Source organism: Actinomycetota bacterium (assembly GCA_013152275.1).
GTDB lineage: Bacteria > Actinomycetota > Acidimicrobiia > Spongiisociales > UBA4744 > BMS3Bbin01.
The window spans coordinates 20,570-37,787 of sequence record JAADGS010000031.1 but is presented as its reverse complement, the minus strand read 5'-3'; the positions used below and the strand labels follow the sequence as shown (position 1 = coordinate 37,787).

At 63.6% G+C, this 17,218-nt stretch carries 20 protein-coding genes; 8 read left to right on the top strand and 12 right to left on the bottom strand.

The window, feature by feature from the left end:
* The first annotated feature begins 17 nt into the window (after positions 1-17).
* From GXP34_05900 to GXP34_05890, 3 genes are read left to right on the top strand one after another with little or no spacing between them, the layout of a single operon-like run.
* Positions 18-752 (top strand): maleylpyruvate isomerase family mycothiol-dependent enzyme, encoded by a 735-nt coding sequence (locus GXP34_05900; protein NOY55506.1) that lies wholly within the window; start codon positions 18-20, stop codon positions 750-752.
* Complete coding sequence (locus GXP34_05895) at positions 752-1,531, top strand: BtpA/SgcQ family protein (GenBank protein NOY55505.1); 780 nt, start codon at positions 752-754, stop codon at positions 1,529-1,531. Before GXP34_05900 ends, GXP34_05895 begins: the two co-directional genes overlap by 1 nt.
* Positions 1,528-2,316 carry an enoyl-CoA hydratase gene (locus GXP34_05890; GenBank protein NOY55504.1) on the top strand — a complete coding sequence of 263 codons (789 nt, stop codon included), beginning with the start codon at positions 1,528-1,530 and terminating at the stop codon, positions 2,314-2,316. The genes GXP34_05895 and GXP34_05890 overlap by 4 nt, the downstream gene beginning before the upstream one ends.
* 5 nt (positions 2,317-2,321) lie before the next feature.
* Here the strand turns inward: GXP34_05890 and GXP34_05885 are convergent, their stop codons facing one another.
* Positions 2,322-2,942 (bottom strand): hypothetical protein, encoded by a 621-nt coding sequence (locus tag GXP34_05885; GenBank protein NOY55503.1) that lies wholly within the window; start codon positions 2,940-2,942, stop codon positions 2,322-2,324.
* Positions 2,943-3,039: 97 nt separating this feature from the next.
* Here GXP34_05885 and GXP34_05880 point away from each other — a divergent pair, with 97 nt between their 5' ends.
* Positions 3,040-3,630 carry an HD domain-containing protein gene (locus GXP34_05880; protein ID NOY55502.1) on the top strand — a complete coding sequence of 197 codons (591 nt, stop codon included), beginning with the start codon at positions 3,040-3,042 and terminating at the stop codon, positions 3,628-3,630.
* 156 nt (positions 3,631-3,786) lie between these two features.
* On the opposite strand, the gene GXP34_05875 is transcribed toward GXP34_05880, so the two are convergent.
* The gene (locus tag GXP34_05875; protein NOY55501.1) at positions 3,787-3,993 is read right to left on the bottom strand and encodes a DUF971 domain-containing protein; all 207 of its coding nucleotides are present in this window, start codon (positions 3,991-3,993) and stop codon (positions 3,787-3,789) included.
* 96 nt (positions 3,994-4,089) lie between these two features.
* Here GXP34_05875 and GXP34_05870 point away from each other — a divergent pair, with 96 nt between their 5' ends.
* A complete protein-coding gene (locus GXP34_05870; protein NOY55500.1) occupies positions 4,090-5,259 on the top strand; it encodes a DUF4032 domain-containing protein in 1,170 nt (389 codons plus the stop codon).
* A gap of 26 nt (positions 5,260-5,285) precedes the next feature.
* Here GXP34_05870 and GXP34_05865 read toward each other — a convergent pair whose 3' ends face one another.
* Both GXP34_05865 and GXP34_05860 read right to left on the bottom strand, forming a co-directional pair.
* A complete protein-coding gene (locus GXP34_05865) occupies positions 5,286-6,050 on the bottom strand; it encodes an SDR family oxidoreductase (GenBank protein ID NOY55499.1) in 765 nt (254 codons plus the stop codon).
* Between the two features lie 78 nt (positions 6,051-6,128).
* Positions 6,129-6,638 (bottom strand): flavin reductase, encoded by a 510-nt coding sequence (locus tag GXP34_05860; GenBank protein NOY55498.1) that lies wholly within the window; start codon positions 6,636-6,638, stop codon positions 6,129-6,131.
* 253 nt (positions 6,639-6,891) lie between these two features.
* On the opposite strand from GXP34_05860, the gene GXP34_05855 reads away from it, so the two are divergent.
* Positions 6,892-7,383: a universal stress protein gene (locus GXP34_05855; GenBank protein ID NOY55497.1), complete on the top strand. Its 492-nt coding sequence runs from the start codon at positions 6,892-6,894 to the stop codon at positions 7,381-7,383.
* 279 nt (positions 7,384-7,662) lie between these two features.
* Here the strand turns inward: GXP34_05855 and GXP34_05850 are convergent, their stop codons facing one another.
* From GXP34_05850 to GXP34_05815, 8 genes are all read right to left on the bottom strand, one after another.
* Entirely contained in the window at positions 7,663-8,142 is a 480-nt protein-coding gene (locus tag GXP34_05850) for a hypothetical protein (GenBank protein NOY55496.1), read from the bottom strand.
* Between the two features lie 13 nt (positions 8,143-8,155).
* Entirely contained in the window at positions 8,156-8,473 is a 318-nt protein-coding gene (locus GXP34_05845; protein ID NOY55495.1) for a TusE/DsrC/DsvC family sulfur relay protein, read from the bottom strand.
* Between the two features lie 13 nt (positions 8,474-8,486).
* Positions 8,487-9,173 (bottom strand): DUF1641 domain-containing protein, encoded by a 687-nt coding sequence (locus GXP34_05840; protein ID NOY55494.1) that lies wholly within the window; start codon positions 9,171-9,173, stop codon positions 8,487-8,489.
* 1 nt (position 9,174) lies between these two features.
* The gene (locus GXP34_05835; GenBank protein NOY55493.1) at positions 9,175-10,410 is read right to left on the bottom strand and encodes an NAD(P)/FAD-dependent oxidoreductase; all 1,236 of its coding nucleotides are present in this window, start codon (positions 10,408-10,410) and stop codon (positions 9,175-9,177) included.
* Positions 10,411-10,426: 16 nt separating this feature from the next.
* Entirely contained in the window at positions 10,427-11,176 is a 750-nt protein-coding gene (locus tag GXP34_05830) for a helix-turn-helix domain-containing protein (protein ID NOY55492.1), read from the bottom strand.
* A 413-nt stretch (positions 11,177-11,589) separates the two neighbouring features.
* A complete protein-coding gene (locus tag GXP34_05825; GenBank protein ID NOY55491.1) occupies positions 11,590-13,326 on the bottom strand; it encodes a hypothetical protein in 1,737 nt (578 codons plus the stop codon).
* Positions 13,327-13,328: 2 nt separating this feature from the next.
* On the bottom strand, positions 13,329-14,519 hold the full coding sequence (locus GXP34_05820; GenBank protein NOY55490.1) for an aminotransferase class I/II-fold pyridoxal phosphate-dependent enzyme: 1,191 nt from the start codon (positions 14,517-14,519) through the stop codon (positions 13,329-13,331).
* A gap of 293 nt (positions 14,520-14,812) precedes the next feature.
* Entirely contained in the window at positions 14,813-15,640 is an 828-nt protein-coding gene (locus tag GXP34_05815) for a hypothetical protein (protein NOY55489.1), read from the bottom strand.
* 80 nt (positions 15,641-15,720) lie between these two features.
* On the opposite strand from GXP34_05815, the gene GXP34_05810 reads away from it, so the two are divergent.
* The gene (locus GXP34_05810) at positions 15,721-16,473 is read left to right on the top strand and encodes a lipoate--protein ligase family protein (protein NOY55488.1); all 753 of its coding nucleotides are present in this window, start codon (positions 15,721-15,723) and stop codon (positions 16,471-16,473) included.
* Between the two features lie 61 nt (positions 16,474-16,534).
* Complete coding sequence (locus tag GXP34_05805; protein ID NOY55487.1) at positions 16,535-16,840, top strand: hypothetical protein; 306 nt, start codon at positions 16,535-16,537, stop codon at positions 16,838-16,840.
* Positions 16,841-17,218: the final 378 nt, after the last annotated feature.

Sequence of the window (17,218 nt, the reverse complement as noted above, 5' to 3'; positions counted from 1 at the left end):
CACTATCCTGTGGGATTGTGCGTGAGATCCTTTCAGACTTGGTTGCCGAAGAACAGGCACTCGATCAGTTGTTGCAGAAGATCGCTATACGCGATTGGAAACGGAAGACCCCGACCAACAACTGGTCCATCCAGGATATCGTCGCGTTTCTCGCGTCCTCGGAGGAGTTCGCACTCCGAGTGCTTCAGGAGGGTCGTGCCCCGTTGGCCGAGGCCGAGACCTACGCTTCACTCGACGAGATCGCCACTTCCGGGATCGATCGCGGGCGTTCGATGCGCCCTCAGGATGTCATCGAATGGTGGCGTGGGGCGCGCGCCGGCGTCGTCGACGCTCTCTCGCGCATGACTCGATCCCAGCGAATCCCCTGGTTCGTCGACGATGTCTCCGCCCAGACGTTCGCGACGGCGCGTCTCGCCGAGGCATGGGCATTCGGACTCGACGTTCAGACCGTTGCCGACGTTCCGATGGAGGACACACCGAGGCTCCGCCACATCGCGTGGCTCGCCTGGCGAACCCTCCCGCATGCATTCAAGAGAGCCGGCCATGCCTACGCACCGGTTCGCGTGGAGGTGATCGGCCCCGGCTACGCCAAATGGGTCTACGGCCCCGAGGACTCCGGCCAGCGCATCAAAGGCTCCGCAGGTGAATGGTGCCGCGTCGCGGTGCGGCGCATCCCTGCCTCGGAGACGTCGCTCTCCGCGGAGGGCGAGACAGCCGAGCTTGCCCTCCTGATTGCCAGCACCGCCGTTTGATGCCGGGTCCGCTCATCGGCATGGTGCATCTCGGCGCCCTGGTGGGAGCCCCCCGTTTCGCCGACAACATGCGCTCGGTCGTCCAGCGCGCCATCGACGACGCCGTCGCACTCGAACGAGCCGGATTCGACGCCGTCCTCGTCGAGAACTTCGGTGACGCTCCTTTCTTTGCCGATGCCGTTCCCCCGGCAACCGTCGCGGCCATGGCCCGGACGATCAGCGCCGTCATCGCCGCGACGTCCATCCCCGTCGGGGTCAACGTACTCCGGAACGACGCGCTGAGCGCACTCTCGATTGCCGCGGCATGCGACGCATCGTTCATTCGTGTCAACGTCCTGACCGGCACGATGTTCACCGATCAGGGTGTGCTCGGGGGCCGGGCTGCGGAGCTCTCGCGCCTGCGATCGTCGCTTGGCCCGGATATCGAGATTCTCGCCGACGTGTTCGTCAAACATGCCGTTCCGCCCGCCGGTCTCACGCTCGCTCAGGCGACGGAGGACCTCTGTGAGCGCGGTGGCGCCGACGCGATCGTCGTCTCCGGCACCGGAACGGGAAAGCCGACCGAGATCGCCATCATCGACGAGGTGAGGACAGCCTGCCCGAGGCTTCCCGTCTTCGTCGGGTCCGGAGCGAGCATCGACACGATCGAGCGGATCCTGCAGCACGCCGACGGGGTGATCGTCGGGACGGCAATCGAGGTCGATGGCCGTACGACGAATCCCGTCGATCCCGACCGCGCAGCCGCATTCGTCGCCGCCGCAGGCAAGGCTTCCGGATGAGCGGCGCAACGCTGCTCTCGGTCGAAGGCCGCATCGCCACGCTTACGATGAACCGCCCCTCCGTGCGCAACGCCTTGACCGGAACGGGCGTCCTGGAAGGTCTCCTCACGTCCCTCGACACGATCAAGGACGATTCCGGTCTGTCGGTGCTCATCCTCACCGGTGCAGGCAGCGCCTTCAGCGCCGGTGGCAATCTGAAGGACATGCAGGCCGGTGAGGGGATCTTCGAGGGATCTGCACGACGCATCGCGGAGTCCTACAGGACGAGCGTCCTCCGGCTCATGCGCACGGTCGCATCTCTCGATCTGGTGACCATCGCTGCAATCAACGGCCCCGCCGTCGGAGGAGGCTGTGATCTCGCCCTCATCTGCGACCTGAGAATCGCCTCCCGTGCCGCACGCCTGGGACAACCTGCCGTCAACCTTGGCCTCGTGCCGGGTGACGGCGGTGCCTGGATCCTCCCCCGTATCGTCGGATGGCAACGCGCCACCGAGCTCATCTTCACCGGCAGACTCGTCGAGGCCGACGAGGCACTCGCTCTCGGCCTCGTGCTCGAGCTGACGGAGACGGATCACCTCATGGAACGGGTCGACGACCTCGCCCACACCATCACGGCCAAGCCTCCCCATGCCGTTCGGCTCACCAAACGTCTCTTGCGACATGCCAGGAACACCGACTTCGATGCATTCCTCGATATGACGGCCGCCTTCCAGGCGATCGCCCACCACACGCAAGAGCATCGCGAGGCCGTCGAAGCGATCATGGACGATCGACAGGGCTCCTGAGCCTGTCAGTCCTTCTTGCCGATCACGAAGCCCGTCTTCACGAGCAGATTGAGCAGTGCCGGCGCGGGGTTCTTGTAGGTCGCCGGCCGCAGAACGTCTTCGAACTGATGCAGGTAGTCGAGCATCGTCTCGACGACATGAGTCAACGAGATGGTGTGCAGATCGGTCTTCTGACTGCGTCCGAACGCGACGAGTCGCGTTCGGACGGTACCGCCGCCCCTTGCCGGAGTCTCCGACAGGCCATGGCGGTGCACGGCATCGACGACCTCGTCGAGTGGTGACGTGTAGAGCCAGTCGAGGCGCCGGAGTACGGAGTGCAACACCTCGTGTCGCTTCAGTCCGGGGTTGAACTCGGCCTGCCCCTCCTTCACCTCACCGAGAATCACATCGATGACCTCCGGTCCCAGGCGCAGCTCCTCGTCGCGAATGAGCAGCATCTGGCAATCGGTGTCTTCGTGGGGATCACCCTGATACACCTGCCCCGGAAGGCGAAGCGCGATGATATCGACGTCCGTCGCGGTCTCATACGTGCCATCGCTGCGCCTGCGCTGCACTTCGAACTCGGTGATCGTCAGATAGCCGTTGACGCGAAGGTATGCCTGCACGAGATTCACCGCAATGTCCATGCCCACATTCTTGCTCACTCCGGGCCCTGTACCCCCGTGGGACCAGAGGATGCCTGTAGGCCCTTCGGCCTATTTCGCGTGACATCACCCTCCGCGCGTGGCAAACTACGCACCGTGGTGGGAGTTGGAAGGCGTTATGAACACCATCGAGACGTTCACGGACCTCATCTCGCAGCAGGAAACGTGGCTGGCGGACCATGGGACGCGGGTTGCCCGTATCGCGACGACACTCGGGACCCGACTCGGCCTCGACGCCGAACAACTGCGACGGCTGCACATGACGGCCCATCTACACGATATCGGCAAGATCCGCATCGACAGCAAGCTCGTCAACAAGCCCGGCCCGCTCGCCGACCGAGAGTGGGACGAGATGCGCCGCCACCCGGCAGAAGGATTCTCCCTCCTCGACGGACTCGTCCACCCCGACATCGCCACGGCGGTCCTGTTCCACCATGAACGCTTCGATGGTGGCGGCTACCCATACGGCCTCTCGGGAACCGCCATTCCCCATCTCTCCCGCATCCTCTTCGTCGCCGACGCCTTCGACGCCATCACCAGTGAGCGGCCCTACCAGCCGGCACTCTCCGCAGAGATCGCGTTGGGCGAACTCAAGCTTCACGCAGGCGCCCAGTTCGATCCGGCCGTCGTCGCGGCAATGCTGAAAGATCAACTCGTCTTCGCCGCCTGAGCGCCCCTCGGTTCGCCGTACTCCCCCTTTCGGACTTCGCTCTTCTCCCCCAATCGGTCGCTTCGCTCGCCGGGGGACCGAGAGCCCCCGCACCCGCCCCGCGGTCTCGCATCGACCCGAGGCCGCATACGGAATACGAAGCGCCTCGTACCGGCATCACTCGACAGACGCCTGATGACCGTCGGGTGCGAGCACCAGACGCAGTCCGTGCGCCCCGGATTCCTCGATGTTCGCGATCGTGACCGAACGATTCTGCCAACCGCCGGCCGCTCCCTCGCATACGGCACACGGGCACGCCTCGCGCAGCAGAGTGACGGCCAACTCGGTGGGTTCCCCATCCCCGGATCGGCCCCGGCCGCTCACCCCGTTCCAGTTCGACCCTGATGGGCAACTGCGTGCAACCGAGGATAGGAGGAGACTGCGAACGGCATCCGGAGAGGTGGTACTAGCGTTCACCCCATGCCCGACCTCACGATTCGTCCCGGCCACCCGGATTTCCTGGACTTGTCCTGGGATCGGCCCTTGAGCACGTGGACCACGGAGAGACTCGTCGACCTCCCCCGTGGAATCTCCCGACACGAGGTCCGATTCGTGGCCTATCGCCTCGGCATCTATGCGATCAAGGAGCTCCCGACCGACGCAGCCCGTCGTGAGTACGAGGCGCTGCGCACCCTGGAAGATCTCCATGCACCGGCCGTCACCGCGATCGGGCTGGTGACCGGGAGGGCAGACGATGCCGCCGCAGAGCCCTCGGCAGCACTCATCACCCGCTATCTCGACTACTCGTTTTCATATCGGGAGCTCCTGCAAGGACCCGGATTCGGCGCCCGTCGCAACCAGATGCTCGATGCGTTCGCCTCGCTCCTCGTGCAACTGCACCTTGCGGGATGCTTCTGGGGTGATTGCTCCCTTTCGAACACCCTGTATCGCTGGGATGCGGATGGTCTTGATACCCGCATGGTGGATGCGGAAACCGCGTCCATTCTCCCCACCTTGACCGACGGGCGGCGTGAAGAAGATCTGGCGATCATGACCGAGAACGTTGCCGGCGGGATGGCCGACATCGCCGCCGAACGAGGGGTACCTCTCGACTACGCCGACCTCTCCCTCGGAGAGGATATCGCCGACCGGTATCGCGCCCTCTGGGACGAACTCTCGGCAGTGTGGGTCGTGGGACCCGACGAGCGCTACAAGATCGCGGAGCGAATCAACCGGATCAACGATCTCGGCTTCCACGTGGAGGAAGTCTCCGTCGCCTCCACAGGTGACCGACTCGAGGTGCGGACCCGGGTAGGAGGGCGCACCTTCCACGCCAACAAGCTCAAAGAGCTGACCGGAGTCGAAGCGGGGGAACGCCAGGCCCGTCAGATCCTCGATGACCTGTACTACCACGCGGTCAAGTTCGAACTCTCCCCTCCCCTCGCAGCCGTCCAGTGGCGGATCGACGCTTTCGAACCCACGCTGCAGCGTCTTCGGGACCTTCCGGAAGTCCACGATGCCATCCAGGCCTACTGCGACCTCCTCCGTCATCGCTACCTGATGTCGGTCGACGCCGCGTGTGACGTCGGGACAGATGCCGCTTTCAGCGACTGGATCGAAACCGGACGTCCCGGGTACCCACCCGAGTGAAGCCGAATGGGTACCGGATACCCTCGCTACCCGATACCAGGTCTCGCTCCGGTCATCCCGCCGTCGATCGGAATGGTCACCGCGGTGATCCACGAAGCGGTGTCCGATGCGAGGAACAGGACCGCCGCGGCCACGTCTTCCACCTCTCCGAGGCATTTCAGTGGATGGAGCCCGCCGGCGGCCTCCTCGTTCATCTCCCAGAGAAGCCGTGAGAACCTGGTCTTCACGATACCCGGCGCGACGGCGTTCACCCGCACGCCGGGAGCCATCTCAAAAGCGAGTTGTCGCGTCATGAAGATGAGCGCCGCCTTGGACACGTTGTACGCTCCGAGCAGCGGCCCGGGCATGAGCCCCCCGACCGATGCAATGTTGACGATCGAGCCACCGTGTTCGCGCATCCACTGCCGCCAGGTCTCTCGCGCGAACATGAGTGGACCGCGCTGATTCACCGACCAGGTCTTGTCGAGCGCTCCAAGGTCGATATCGGTGATGTTCCCTGCGACCGGGTTGGTCGCCGCGTTGTTGACGAGAACATCACAAGAGCCGAACTCACGAATCGTCTGCTGCACGGCTCGCGTGACATGGTCTGCATCGTCGGCGCCTCCCGCCACTGCGATGACACGATCGCCTCCATCGATCTCTTCCAGCGCCTGGTCGAGTCCAGCCTGCTTCCTGCCTGTGATCACGACTCCTGCGGCGCCACTGGCAAGAAACTCCTTGGCGATGGCCTCCCCGATCCCTCTGCTGCCGCCAGTGATCAGCGCGACCTTGCCATCGACGCGAATGTCCATGCCCTCACCTCCGGTTTCGTATGGTACCGGCCACCGGCACCCTGTGATCTGAACGGCCGGCAACGGAGAGTGGGGAACTCAGTGCCCTCCCCGTCGCACCCCTCCATACTTCATTCGTGTGTCGCCAATGGATGCCGCTCGCCCCTGGTGACTCGCATCCTTGCCGGCTGCGACGAGCTCGCCGATGAACAGCGTGTGGGTGCCCACATCGATCGTATCGATCACGGCCGCCTCGAGCCACGCCACGGACGCTTCGAAAACGGGTACGCCGGTCACACCCTCCCTGAAGGGCAGGCCGTTGAGCCGCATCCCGTCCTTCGTGGCCGGCTTCGAGAACTTCACGAAGACACGAGTGTCGTCCGGCGACCACAGATTCACGGAGAAGGCCCCACCCTCGCCGACGAGTCGGTGTGTCAGCGCCTTCTTGTCGATGGACACGGCTATCGAGACGGGCTCCATGGAGACCTGGGTGATCCACGAAGCCGTCATGGCATTCCACTCTTCGCCGGAGCGTGCACCGATGAGGGCCAGAGCGTTCGGAATCATCCACGTCACCTGGTTGATCAGCTGGGGAGTGGGTGTGGACATGCGCGCACTGTACCCGACGGGGGCTCGTAGGAGTCCAGCGATGCCGGCACCGGTGCTTTGCACTGCGCATCACAGCCTCAGATCGCTGCGAGACCGCGGGGCGGGCATGACGGCTCGGACGTGACAAAGGGCAGTCGCGCGCCACATCGTGGCGGAGACAGGGGGCGATGCACGGTCGTCGAAATGTGGGCCATGCGTTGCTCGGGAGGCTCCCGTCGGGATGTGCGGTCGGAAAGTGGTTTACGCTAGAGGCGTGCACGTGCTGATAGCCACCACGGGTGTCCTCCCTCCGGGCCCCGTCGCGGACCTGACTCTGCGCCTCGCGGGTACGACGGGGGACGTCTCCGTACTCACGGTCGTCCCTGCCCCCCAGGAGTTCCTCGACACTCTGGAGCTCGAACTGTGGCATCCACTCACCGAGTTCCCCCCTGACAGCGAGAGCGAACAGGCACGAACCGCCCGCTATGTGGAGGAACGTGGCGAGCGCCTTGCCGCTCCCGTCCTGGCTGCACTGATCGCAAGGGGCCTGCTTCCGAAGAAGCTCTTCCTGGAGGGATCCAACCCCGCGAAGGTGATCTGCCATACGGCGGACACCATCGGAGCCGACCTCGTCCTCCTCGGAGTGACCCGCAGGTTGTTCAGCGACGGTGCATGGCGCTCCGTCTCGGCCGAAGTCATGGAACAGACCCACGTCCCCGTCATCCTCGTCCCTCCCGTCGAGCACGAAGACGGCTCCCGCTCCTAGGCGCGCGGATCGGCGGGCCACCCGCCGCCCTCGGCCAAGATCTCGTGGACACCTCCCCGACGCTCGTCAAAGCCCTCCCCCACCGAGCAGGGCGAACACTGCTCCCCCCGGCGAGCAAAGCGAGTTCTGCCGTCTTCCGGTCGCCGCCGAGGGTCGCCACGCCCGCCCTACGATCTGGCAGCGATGCCGGTTGCGGTACCGAATGCCACATACCGAGTACGGCGAGCGTGGGTACAACGAAAGAGGGGGCCCTCGCGGACCCCCTCCAACAGTCTGCAATCAGATGAAGATGATCTGGCCGCCGTCGGCAAGCTCGAGGAAATCGGTTGCGTTGAGCACGTCTTCCACCTCTTCGTAGAGATCCTCCTCTTTGAATCCGAACATGTCGAACGTCATCCGGCACACGTGCAGGTGACCACCTGCGTCGGCGACCATCTGGATGAAGTCGCGATGCTCCGGAACGTCCTGCTTCTTCATCATCTTCTTCATCATCGCCGTCGCCATCGCCGTCACTCCCGGAAGGGCGGCAACGGCGTTCGGCATTCCCATCGATGGATTCGCGAGCGGTGTGACCTTGAGATGATCCATCTTCTTCTTCAGCACGGCATCCATGCCGTAGAAGGTGAAGAAGATATGCAGTTCGGTTCCTTCGGAGACCGCCGCGTTGGCGATCACCATCGCTGCGGTCGCCCAGTCCAGGCTCCCCTTACTCAGGATGATGCTGATCTTACGGTCCGTCTCATCATCGAACTTCGGCATTGGTGCACTCCCTTCAGACGCAACCGGTCGGCTTTGGAAGGCCGGCGATGTACGCCATCTTCTTGGCAGGCTTTTTCGGGAAGAGCTGGTACAGCTGTTTCGTCGTCACACCGGTCTGTATCGAAACTCGCCGGATCGTCGCCGTCTCCCCTGTCTCTGCATGGTCTGCTCGCAGGAACCGGATCACCTTCCAGTGATCTTCGGTCAGTTCGTCGATGTTGATCTCCTTGGCGAGCGCCTCGGCGAGCACCTCGCTCCACTCGCTCGGATCGGTCATGAAACCTTCGTCATCGACGGTGATCTCATGGCCGGCAATCACTTCTGTTGCCATGACTTCTCCTTTACTACTGTCTTTCCGGCTGTTCGCCCGAAATCGTCCGAAGGGTCAGCATCAGCTTCGCCAGACCCTTCTTGGTCGCCGGGTCACGCATCTGGCGAACCAACGCCCGCCACGTGATGTCTTCGGGAACTTCTTCTTCGCGGACCGTCCTCGCCGTATCCTGCAGCATCGTCATCACTTCCGGCTGAGTCATCTCGCGCACCGTCTGAAGGATCAGCACGATGTTGTCGCCCAGTGCGCGCACATCCTCCTCCGTGAAACTCGTGACGATGTTGTCCAGCACCTGTCCACCGCTTCGGATGAACCCGAAGTAGCCGCGGTGCTCGAGGTCCTGCAACGCGTCCATCAAGCTGATGACTCCGCTCTGCGTCAAGGGAGTCGCGTCCTCGATGAACTCCTTGATACTGTCCATCCTGTCGAGGAGCTCTTCGAGATTCTTGACGTTCCGCAACAGCTTCTTGACCAGATGGGTCATGTCGTCGAGCGTCACGTATCGATCTATCTGCTCGAGCTGACGCACTGCATACCGATATGCCTCGCCGGCAAGCGGCGTCACGTCGGCCATGAGTTCGTCGCGTTCCTGGCGACGCTCCCTCGCGAGGAGCGCCTCCTCGGTGAGGAACTGCACCTGAGCGGTGAGCTGGTCGATCTTGTGACTCAGCTCGGCGACGTCGTCGGTCGTGGTACTCATCTCAGCTCCACTTCCCTGCCATCGTCATGTAGGAGGTGACCGGCATTTCCTTGCCCTTGAGGAGCACGTTCCAGTACATCCACCGGAACATCATCTTGCCCCAGTGGTTCATCTCGGATTCCTGCAGCAGCGAGAACGGGCCCAAGCCGGGAAGCGGGTACTTACCCGGAAGTGGCTCGGTGTCATAGTTGAAGTCGATCAGGAGCCCCTTGCCGAAGCCCGACTCGATGAAACAGTTCGCGTGACCGTCGAATCTCTCGAGCATGGGAAGGCCGTCGATGTACCGAAGGAAGTTCTCGGTCCAGATATCGACGGCGAAGTGCGCAACCGATCCCGCCTTGGACGTCGGCAGCGCTGCAGCGTCGCCCAGAGCGAAGATGTTGTCGTACTTCTTGGAAACGAACGTCTCCTTGTCGACCGGAACGTGGTTCAGTTCATCTCCCAGTCCCGATCGTCCGATCACGTCGGCACCCATACTGACCGGCACGGTGACGAGCAGATCGTATGCGACCTCCTCCTCGTCGAACGCGACGAGGGTGTTGCGGTCCGCATCGACCCGCTCCGGCATGAAGTCCGGAACCAGGGCGATCTTCTTCTCTTCCAGCATCCCGCCAAGCGCTCGAGAGGCGATCGGCTTCGTGAACGCCCCAGGAAGCGGGGTCACGAAGGTCAGATCCACCTTGTCGCGGATCCCCTGCTCGGTGAACCACCAGTCGGCAAGGAAGATGAACTCCAGCGGAGCGACCGGGCACTTGAACGGGAACTCCATGATGTTGAGCACCAGCCGTCCGCCTTCCCAGGACCGCAGGTACTTGGCGAGGTTCACGGCTCCCTCGAGGGTGTAGAAGGTGTGAATGTTCTCCGGAAGTTTCTCTTCGTCGAGAAGCCCGGGCGTCTGGTCCAGCCTCGGATGCGTCCCGGTGGCAATGACCAGGTAGTCGTAGTCCAGCCGGCGATCTCCCTTGACGAGTTTGACCTGGTTGTTGTCCGGGTCGATCACATCGATCTCCGAGACGATCATCTCGACACCGGTCGGGATGTAGTCTCGCTTGGCCTTGATGACGTCGTTGCGCCCATACATCCCGAACGGGATGAACAGAAACCCCGGCTGGTAGTAGTGCGTCTCGTCCTGGTCCACGATCGTGATCTGCCATTCGTCGGGATCGAGATGGTGGCTCATCTTGTTCACCACCATGGTGCCGGCAGTGCCTGCGCCCAGGACCAACAGTTTCCTCATTCGCTCAGCTCCTTGTCTATCGTTCGATGAGGGCGGCAATCGCCTCGAGCCTGCCTCGCAACGACCGGAACTCCGTCGTAATCTCGGAAATCAATGCCGCAACACGCGGCAGTGCCTCCAACACTCTCTGCCGGGCGTTCGCGTCGAGCTCGTACACCTCATCCACGTGGGTGGCGAGGTCCGCCGAATCCGCGCCGAAACTCTGCGCCATCGACTCCAACTCCGTGTCACTCGGCGGCCAGACACCTGGAGCGATACCGCCCGCGATCACCATCGCCTTCAGTTCGGTACCCACCCGAATGAATGAGCGTGCACACATGAGGCCGAGATGGCTTCCGGTGAAGCGAGGCTCGAGGTCGGATGATCCGGCGAGATCCTGCCATCCCGCGACACATTCGGCGGTTCCGCCGGGTATCTGTGCGACGGCGTTGAACAGCCCGCACGGGTTGGACACGTCGGTGATCGGGACGCCCTGCATGTCGGTGACGACGAGCATCACCCCCAGCATGTCGGCGAGCAGGTCGATGATCGGCTGGATACATGAGGTGGGTGCCAGATCGAATCCCTCATCGGCCTCGGCTGCACGCGACGGGGCGCTCCCGTCGTGTCCGGATGCGAGCCAGCGTTCGATGGCTGCCTCGGGAAACCGCCACTGCCGTCCCACCTTGACCGCAGGAAGCGACCCGGCTTCGGCCATGCGGTAGATCGTCGAGCGATCCACCTGGAGCAACTCCTGTAACTCTTTGGACGTCAACATGCCGGCCAACCGCGTCCTGCCTTTCGTACATCACTCTGCATATTCTGCATACCCTGCATACTACCTTGCTGTATGAGCTGGCACGAGCTGCAAAAGTCCCAATCGAAAGGGTCGAAAGCCCCTACTCGTAAGCACTCTCACGGAGATCGAATCCTCGGACACGCACGTCTTCGACCAGGCATGGCGGAGAGACCGCCCACCGCACGGGGCGTACACCGACGGGCACCTCCGCCTCCGACGATGGTCGCCGCACGCCGGCCGGCGAGCCGCTCCACCGTCGAGAAACCCGTCTCAGGGTCGTGCCGATCGACGAGTTCGAGGCGAGTCGAGATGTCCCGACCATCCGCGCCCCGATCGCCTCCCCATCGCCTCCCCCGACGCTCTCCGCCGGACGAACCGCATACACGCCGACAGACATGAACTCAGCTCGCCGATCGAACCGAACCGTCGAGCTTCTCTCGACTGGTTTCGACGATCCTGCGCGGCAAGGTCACAAAGAAACACGAGCCGCCGAGACGTTCCGAACGTCGATAGTCGGCAGTCCCTCCGTGCGCCTCGGCAACGACACGCACGACCGCCAGCCCGATGCCCGATCCGGGCCGCGTCCCGTCGAGACGATGAGCACCTCTCTCGAAACGCTCCCAGATGGTCAATTCATGCCGCTTGGGCACCCCGAGCCCATCGTCGTGGACCTCGATGACGAGCGCCGAGCCCGCCGCCTTCGCCACGACGTTCACGCGACCTCTCCCATAACGAATTGCATTCGAGACGAGATTGACGATGAGTTGCTGCAACCGTTCCGAATCGACAAAGACCTCGAGGTTCGCGTCCGATTCGACCGTCACGGACGACCCGCCGGAATCCACCGTCGCAATCGCGGAGTTCAGGAGACTCTTCAGAGAGACCTTCGCCGGCGCGATGTCGATACTGTCGAGATTGCCTCTGGCCAGCAAGATGAGATCGGACACGATCCGGGCCATGTACCGAGCCTGTTGGTGTACGACCAACAGGAGCTCGTCCCGTTCTTCCGTGTCGAGAGGAGTCACCTCATCGATCACGAGATCCAGGAATCCGACGACGGCGGTCAGCGGAGTGCGCAACTCATGGGAGATGGACGAGACGAGCGCAGCCCGCTGCCGCTCGACGAGCCTTCTGTTCTCACGGATGGCAACGCCTTGCCGGACGAAGACGAGCACGGAGACTGCGATCGTTCCCCACAGGAGTGCCCAGAAGCCGGTATCGAGTCGCTCCTGGACGATGCGCACGATCAGGAAGGTCGTCATGGCCGCGGCGAGCGAGTAGGGGGTGGCCAGCACGAGCAGCGACGACCTGCGATCCGCGTATTCGCGACGCTCCGGACGAGACCGGACCATCAGTGCAGCTGCGAAGAAGAGAATGAGCACCGAGATGCTCAGTGGGTAGATCGGCTTTGCCTCCGTGAACGTGTGCCCGACACCGGATTTCAGATAGGCGAGATCCGCCACGATCTGGGCAATGAATGCCGCGCCGACGAACAGGAGCCGGGCGTCGAAACGGTACGTGCTGCGGCGCACGAACACCAGAATGATCACGATCATCGCGATCGCATCCAGCACCGGATACGCGGAGCCGGCCCACCGTTCCCACGCCGTCAGCGACTGCAGCTTCCCGAGCAGGTCACCAAGTATCAGAAGCCAGGCGATGACACCTATCGAGATCGCACCGATGAGGCCGTCGAGTAGGACCCGTAGCCGTTCCGACCAGTCGGAGGCGACCTGGGGAAGGAGGGCGAATCCCACGATCCCGAACGCGTACCCGCTGAGAAAGAGGAGGTCCGGCGGTCCAAAAGCCGCCATTTCCGTGAATGACGAGATGAGTGCCACCGCGAAGACACCGGTCGCGATGAGGAGCAGGCCGACACCAACGAACGTCCACGAAACACGCTCTCTCCCGTGGAGACGCCGGGCTCCGACGACAAAGGTGACGCCTGCGGAAACACTGCCGAGAAAGAGACCGATGGGCCCGGCGGTGTCCTCTGCAGAAGGAACCGTGGCCGAGACGACGGCCAACCCCAACAGCAGCGCGAACACGATCGCTGCGATCCACCGAAACCAAACTGGGTGTTGCTTCCAGACGTTGAGGAACGGTTGCACGCCGCTGTATCGGCACAAGGCCTTCACCCCTAAAGCGGATCAACGCGCGGTGATATCTCCTCTGTCAGATCGATCTCGATCTCCACGTCGCCCAAGACCTCCCGGACACGCCTCGCGAGCGCATCGGCGAGCGCGACATAGGCGTCGTCCGGGAGATACAAGGTGTTGGTGAGTCGCACTCCCGCGTAGCCGACCGGCACTGCAGGGTATCCGGAAGGATTCACGTAGAAACCATCCGATTGCAGGCGTTTCGCCACCTCGATCGTGTCACCGGAGGTACCGATGCGGATGAACCACACGGGCGAGTCGGCCACTCCGACGACGGGAAGTCCCCGTTCGACGAGGAGGCCACGGGTCAACTCGATCTGTGCCAGGAGCCGGGACTGCAACACGGCATGCTCGCCGGAGAGGTGAATGTCCACCGAGGCGAGCGCGGCGCCGAGCTCGGCAGGATGGAGCGGACCGGAGAATGTCATCGTCCCGCCGAGTGTTCGCACACGTCTGGCGGTGCTCTCATCCGCGAAGACGAGCGCTCCACCACCCGCGCCGATCGACTTCGAGAGCGACCCGGCGACCACCATGCGCTCACGGATCGGTACGTTGGCCAGCACGTACCCCCGACCGTGTGTACCCGCCCACCCGAAACCGTGCGCATCGTCGAGGTACACGTGCAGGTTCGGAAACCGATCCATGAGCGCAGAGATCTCGTGGAGCGGTGCAAGATCTCCAAACATCGAGTAGACACCATCGGCCAGATACCACACCGAAGGACTCGACGATCGCTTCACGGCATCTGCAAGCGCCTCCATGTCGTTGTGCGGTACTGCAGAGACGGACGATCCGGATGCGCGCAGGATCTGAGCGGCCAGGCGAAGGGACTCGTGTGCCTGCGCATCGATCAGAACGGCGGATCCGACGGTGACGATCAGGGGAAGGGCAGCGAGATGGGCAAGCGTCGTGGTCGGCGCGATGACCACGTGTCCCTCGAACATGCGCTCCAGGCGTTCTTCGAGCGCGGTGTACAGAGGAAGCGAAGTGAAAGCAGTCGACGACGAATAGACGGGACCGTAGCGCAAGATGGCGTCGATCGCACCTGCCTTGAGCCGCGGGTCCAGATTGAGGCCGAGGTACGAAGCCATGCCGAAGTTGAGGAGTCTGCGACCATTGATGGTGATCGTGTCTCCCGTAAGGACACGATCCTCCACACGGACGCGGAACACACCCGCCTCCGCGCCTGCACGGGAGTTGCGTTCAAAGCGCCTGAGGAGTCGCTCTCGACGGTTCGACGAAGGCATCGGTTTCCATTCGGCCCACCAGCCACGCCCCAACCCCAGGTCCCCCGCCCTCGGAGCCCCTTCAGTCTACTTGACCCTCGCCGGTAGGTCCTCGCCGCACTCCCATCGTCCACGTCGACTTCGAGGGTTACGACCCGAGGTTTCCGTTGCTCTCGCCCACGGCGGCACTTCACACGCAGGATCTGCCGCAGTCCCGATGAACCGCCACGGAGATGCGCTCACCCGCGCCGGGTTTCAACCAGATTTCGGACCCGCTCGGCCGCCTGGTCGAGTATCCTCCCCGCCCGGTCTCCATCGATGCGACCGCGTTCGACGGCCAGGGCAACCTGCTCGCGTATCGGCCGTAGCAGGGCATCGACCAGCACGTCCTCGTCGACGCCTCTACTCGCTGCGATCTCGCCGAGACTCTGACCGCTCTGGAGCGCACTTCTCAGTTCTTGCGGAGTCATGTCCAAGACGTCCGCGCCGATGCGCAGCGCGCCCAGCCTGGCGAGGCGAGAGCGGTGTTCCCTGAACGCCACTCGCCCAGGATGTGGAGATTCGACGAGATCGGCGATACGCCCGGTCGCGCCGGCAAGCACCTCATCGGCCCTTTCCTGCGTGATTCGCCCCTCGGCGACCTGGTCGGCGAGACGTTGGGAGATCTCACCCACGAGCGTGCTCACGATCTCCCCACCGCTCGACCCTCGGCTCTCTGCGATCTGTGCCAGCGTCGCACCGCCCTCGAGCTCCTTTCCGAGTTCGGGCACGGTCATGTCGAGCATGTCGGCGACGCGGCGCGCCACAGCCATCGCCCGTCCACGGAAACGTTCCGCGTCACGACGGATGCCCTCGGATCTGACGATCGGTCCGAGCCGCGCGGCGACGGCCTCCGCCTGGGACTCTGTGATGGTCCCATCGTCGATGAGCGGTCGCAGCACTGCCACGATCCCGGTCTGCGGGACCGTCGCGCGGTCACCCTCTGTCGCTCCCGCCACGGTGAGGCCCCCGACGAGAAGACCCACGACGACCAGGACCAGGACTGCAATCTTGGCTGTACGTTGCATCACAACCTCCTTCTGCATCCATTGTGCACAACGGATGTTCGAGAACTGTTAGGAGAACGAGTATCTGGGATACTGCACCGATGTTGTTCCTGGATGCCGGTTTCCCCGACCCTCCCGAACTGGATACCGCCATCTCCCACGCCCTCCTCCTCCAGGTCGCTCGTGGAGACACAGAAGCGATCCTGCGTCTGTACGAGCCGGGCTCCATCGTGGCCTTCGGTCGAAGAGACGCCGTCCAGCCCGGGTATCGGCGCGCCGTCGATGCCGCCCTCGCTTGCGGATTCGGTGCAGTGGAGCGACTCGCGGGAGGGCGTGCCGCAGTGTTCCATTCCGGCACGATCGCCTTCTCGTGGACGGTCCCCGTCGACGACCCTCGCGTCGGCATCAATGAGCGTTTCGAGGAGATCGGCACCATCATGGTCGACGCCTTCCGCTCTCTCGGCACAGATGCTCGTGTCGGAGAAGTGCCGGGCGAGTACTGCCCGGGAGCCCACAGCGTCAACATCGGTGGAGTACGAAAAGTGATGGGTGTCGGCCAGCGAATCGTGTCGGGAGCGGCCCACATCGGCGGGGTCGTCGTCGTCTCCGGTGGTGACCGGGTCGCGGATGTGCTGATTCCCGTGTACGAAGCCCTGGGTATCGAATGGGATCCGGCGACGAGTGGAGACCTGCGTTCCGCCGCGCCGGGCGTCACGACGGCGCACGCCCGACGGGCAATCCTCGACGCGTTCCGGTCCGGCGGCTACACACTCGAGCCTGCCGGGTTGGACGAAGCGACTCTCGCTCTCGCCTCGGAACTCGGGCCGATCCACCGCCCGACTCATCTCGCGTAGCCGTGAGTTCGAAGCACGCGACATGGGGAGTACGATCCGCCTCTATGCCGAGTCGTGACACATGAGGTCCTTCCTCGGCGCCATCGTGGCAGCCCTCCTCGTCGTCGGAACGCTCGTGATGCTCTCACCATCCCTGGACGAACCCACCCGCCTCGTCGGCGGTATGGCGATCCGGGTCGGTATCCTCTTCGGCGCCGTCTGGCTCGCCTTCCCCGACCTGCGCCGGGTTCGTCCCAGAGTCGCCGTTCCCCTTGCCGTCGTGGGACTTGTGCTGTTGTACCGACCGCGCTTCGCGGCGCTGCTGCTGCCGGTGGCAGTTGCCGTCATCGTGCTCATTCCCAAGTTCTCGAGAAGGAAGCCCGACTAGACCCCGCGCACCGTGCCTGTCGAGACCGATCCTGCGCGTCGACCGGCAAGACGAGGTACGTCGATTCGCTGTACCGCGACACCGAGGTCTTCGTGTCGGGCGTCCCTGAACGCCACGGCACCCGGGCAAACTCGATAGCCTTGTCCCATGCAACACATCCTGGTGATCAACGGACCGAACCTGAACCTGCTCGGTACGCGGAGCCCTGAGATCTACGGCACGACGACGCTCGCCGACCTCGAGGCCCTTTGCAGATCTTGGGGCACCGAGTTGGGAGTCGAAGTGCGAGCCTTCCAGTCGAACCACGAAGGCGCTCTGATCGACGGTCTCCACGAAGCACGCGAGGTGTTCGACGGCATCGTCCTCAACCCCGGCGCC

Coding starts and splice junctions, on each gene's coding strand:
- GXP34_05865 (NOY55499.1), bottom strand. CDS start 6,050: ATGGACATTCGCGTCGATGGCAAGGTCGCGCTGATCACTGGCGGCAGC.
- GXP34_05845 (NOY55495.1), bottom strand. CDS start 8,473: ATGGCAACAGAAGTGATTGCCGGCCATGAGATCACCGTCGATGACGAA.
- GXP34_05890 (NOY55504.1), top strand. CDS start 1,528: ATGAGCGGCGCAACGCTGCTCTCGGTCGAAGGCCGCATCGCCACGCTT.
- GXP34_05850 (NOY55496.1), bottom strand. CDS start 8,142: ATGCCGAAGTTCGATGATGAGACGGACCGTAAGATCAGCATCATCCTG.
- GXP34_05810 (NOY55488.1), top strand. CDS start 15,721: ATGTTGTTCCTGGATGCCGGTTTCCCCGACCCTCCCGAACTGGATACC.
- GXP34_05840 (NOY55494.1), bottom strand. CDS start 9,173: ATGAGTACCACGACCGACGACGTCGCCGAGCTGAGTCACAAGATCGAC.
- GXP34_05870 (NOY55500.1), top strand. CDS start 4,090: ATGCCCGACCTCACGATTCGTCCCGGCCACCCGGATTTCCTGGACTTG.
- GXP34_05805 (NOY55487.1), top strand. CDS start 16,535: ATGAGGTCCTTCCTCGGCGCCATCGTGGCAGCCCTCCTCGTCGTCGGA.
- GXP34_05860 (NOY55498.1), bottom strand. CDS start 6,638: ATGTCCACACCCACTCCCCAGCTGATCAACCAGGTGACGTGGATGATT.
- GXP34_05885 (NOY55503.1), bottom strand. CDS start 2,942: ATGGACATTGCGGTGAATCTCGTGCAGGCATACCTTCGCGTCAACGGC.
- GXP34_05835 (NOY55493.1), bottom strand. CDS start 10,410: ATGAGGAAACTGTTGGTCCTGGGCGCAGGCACTGCCGGCACCATGGTG.
- GXP34_05895 (NOY55505.1), top strand. CDS start 752: ATGCCGGGTCCGCTCATCGGCATGGTGCATCTCGGCGCCCTGGTGGGA.
- GXP34_05815 (NOY55489.1), bottom strand. CDS start 15,640: ATGCAACGTACAGCCAAGATTGCAGTCCTGGTCCTGGTCGTCGTGGGT.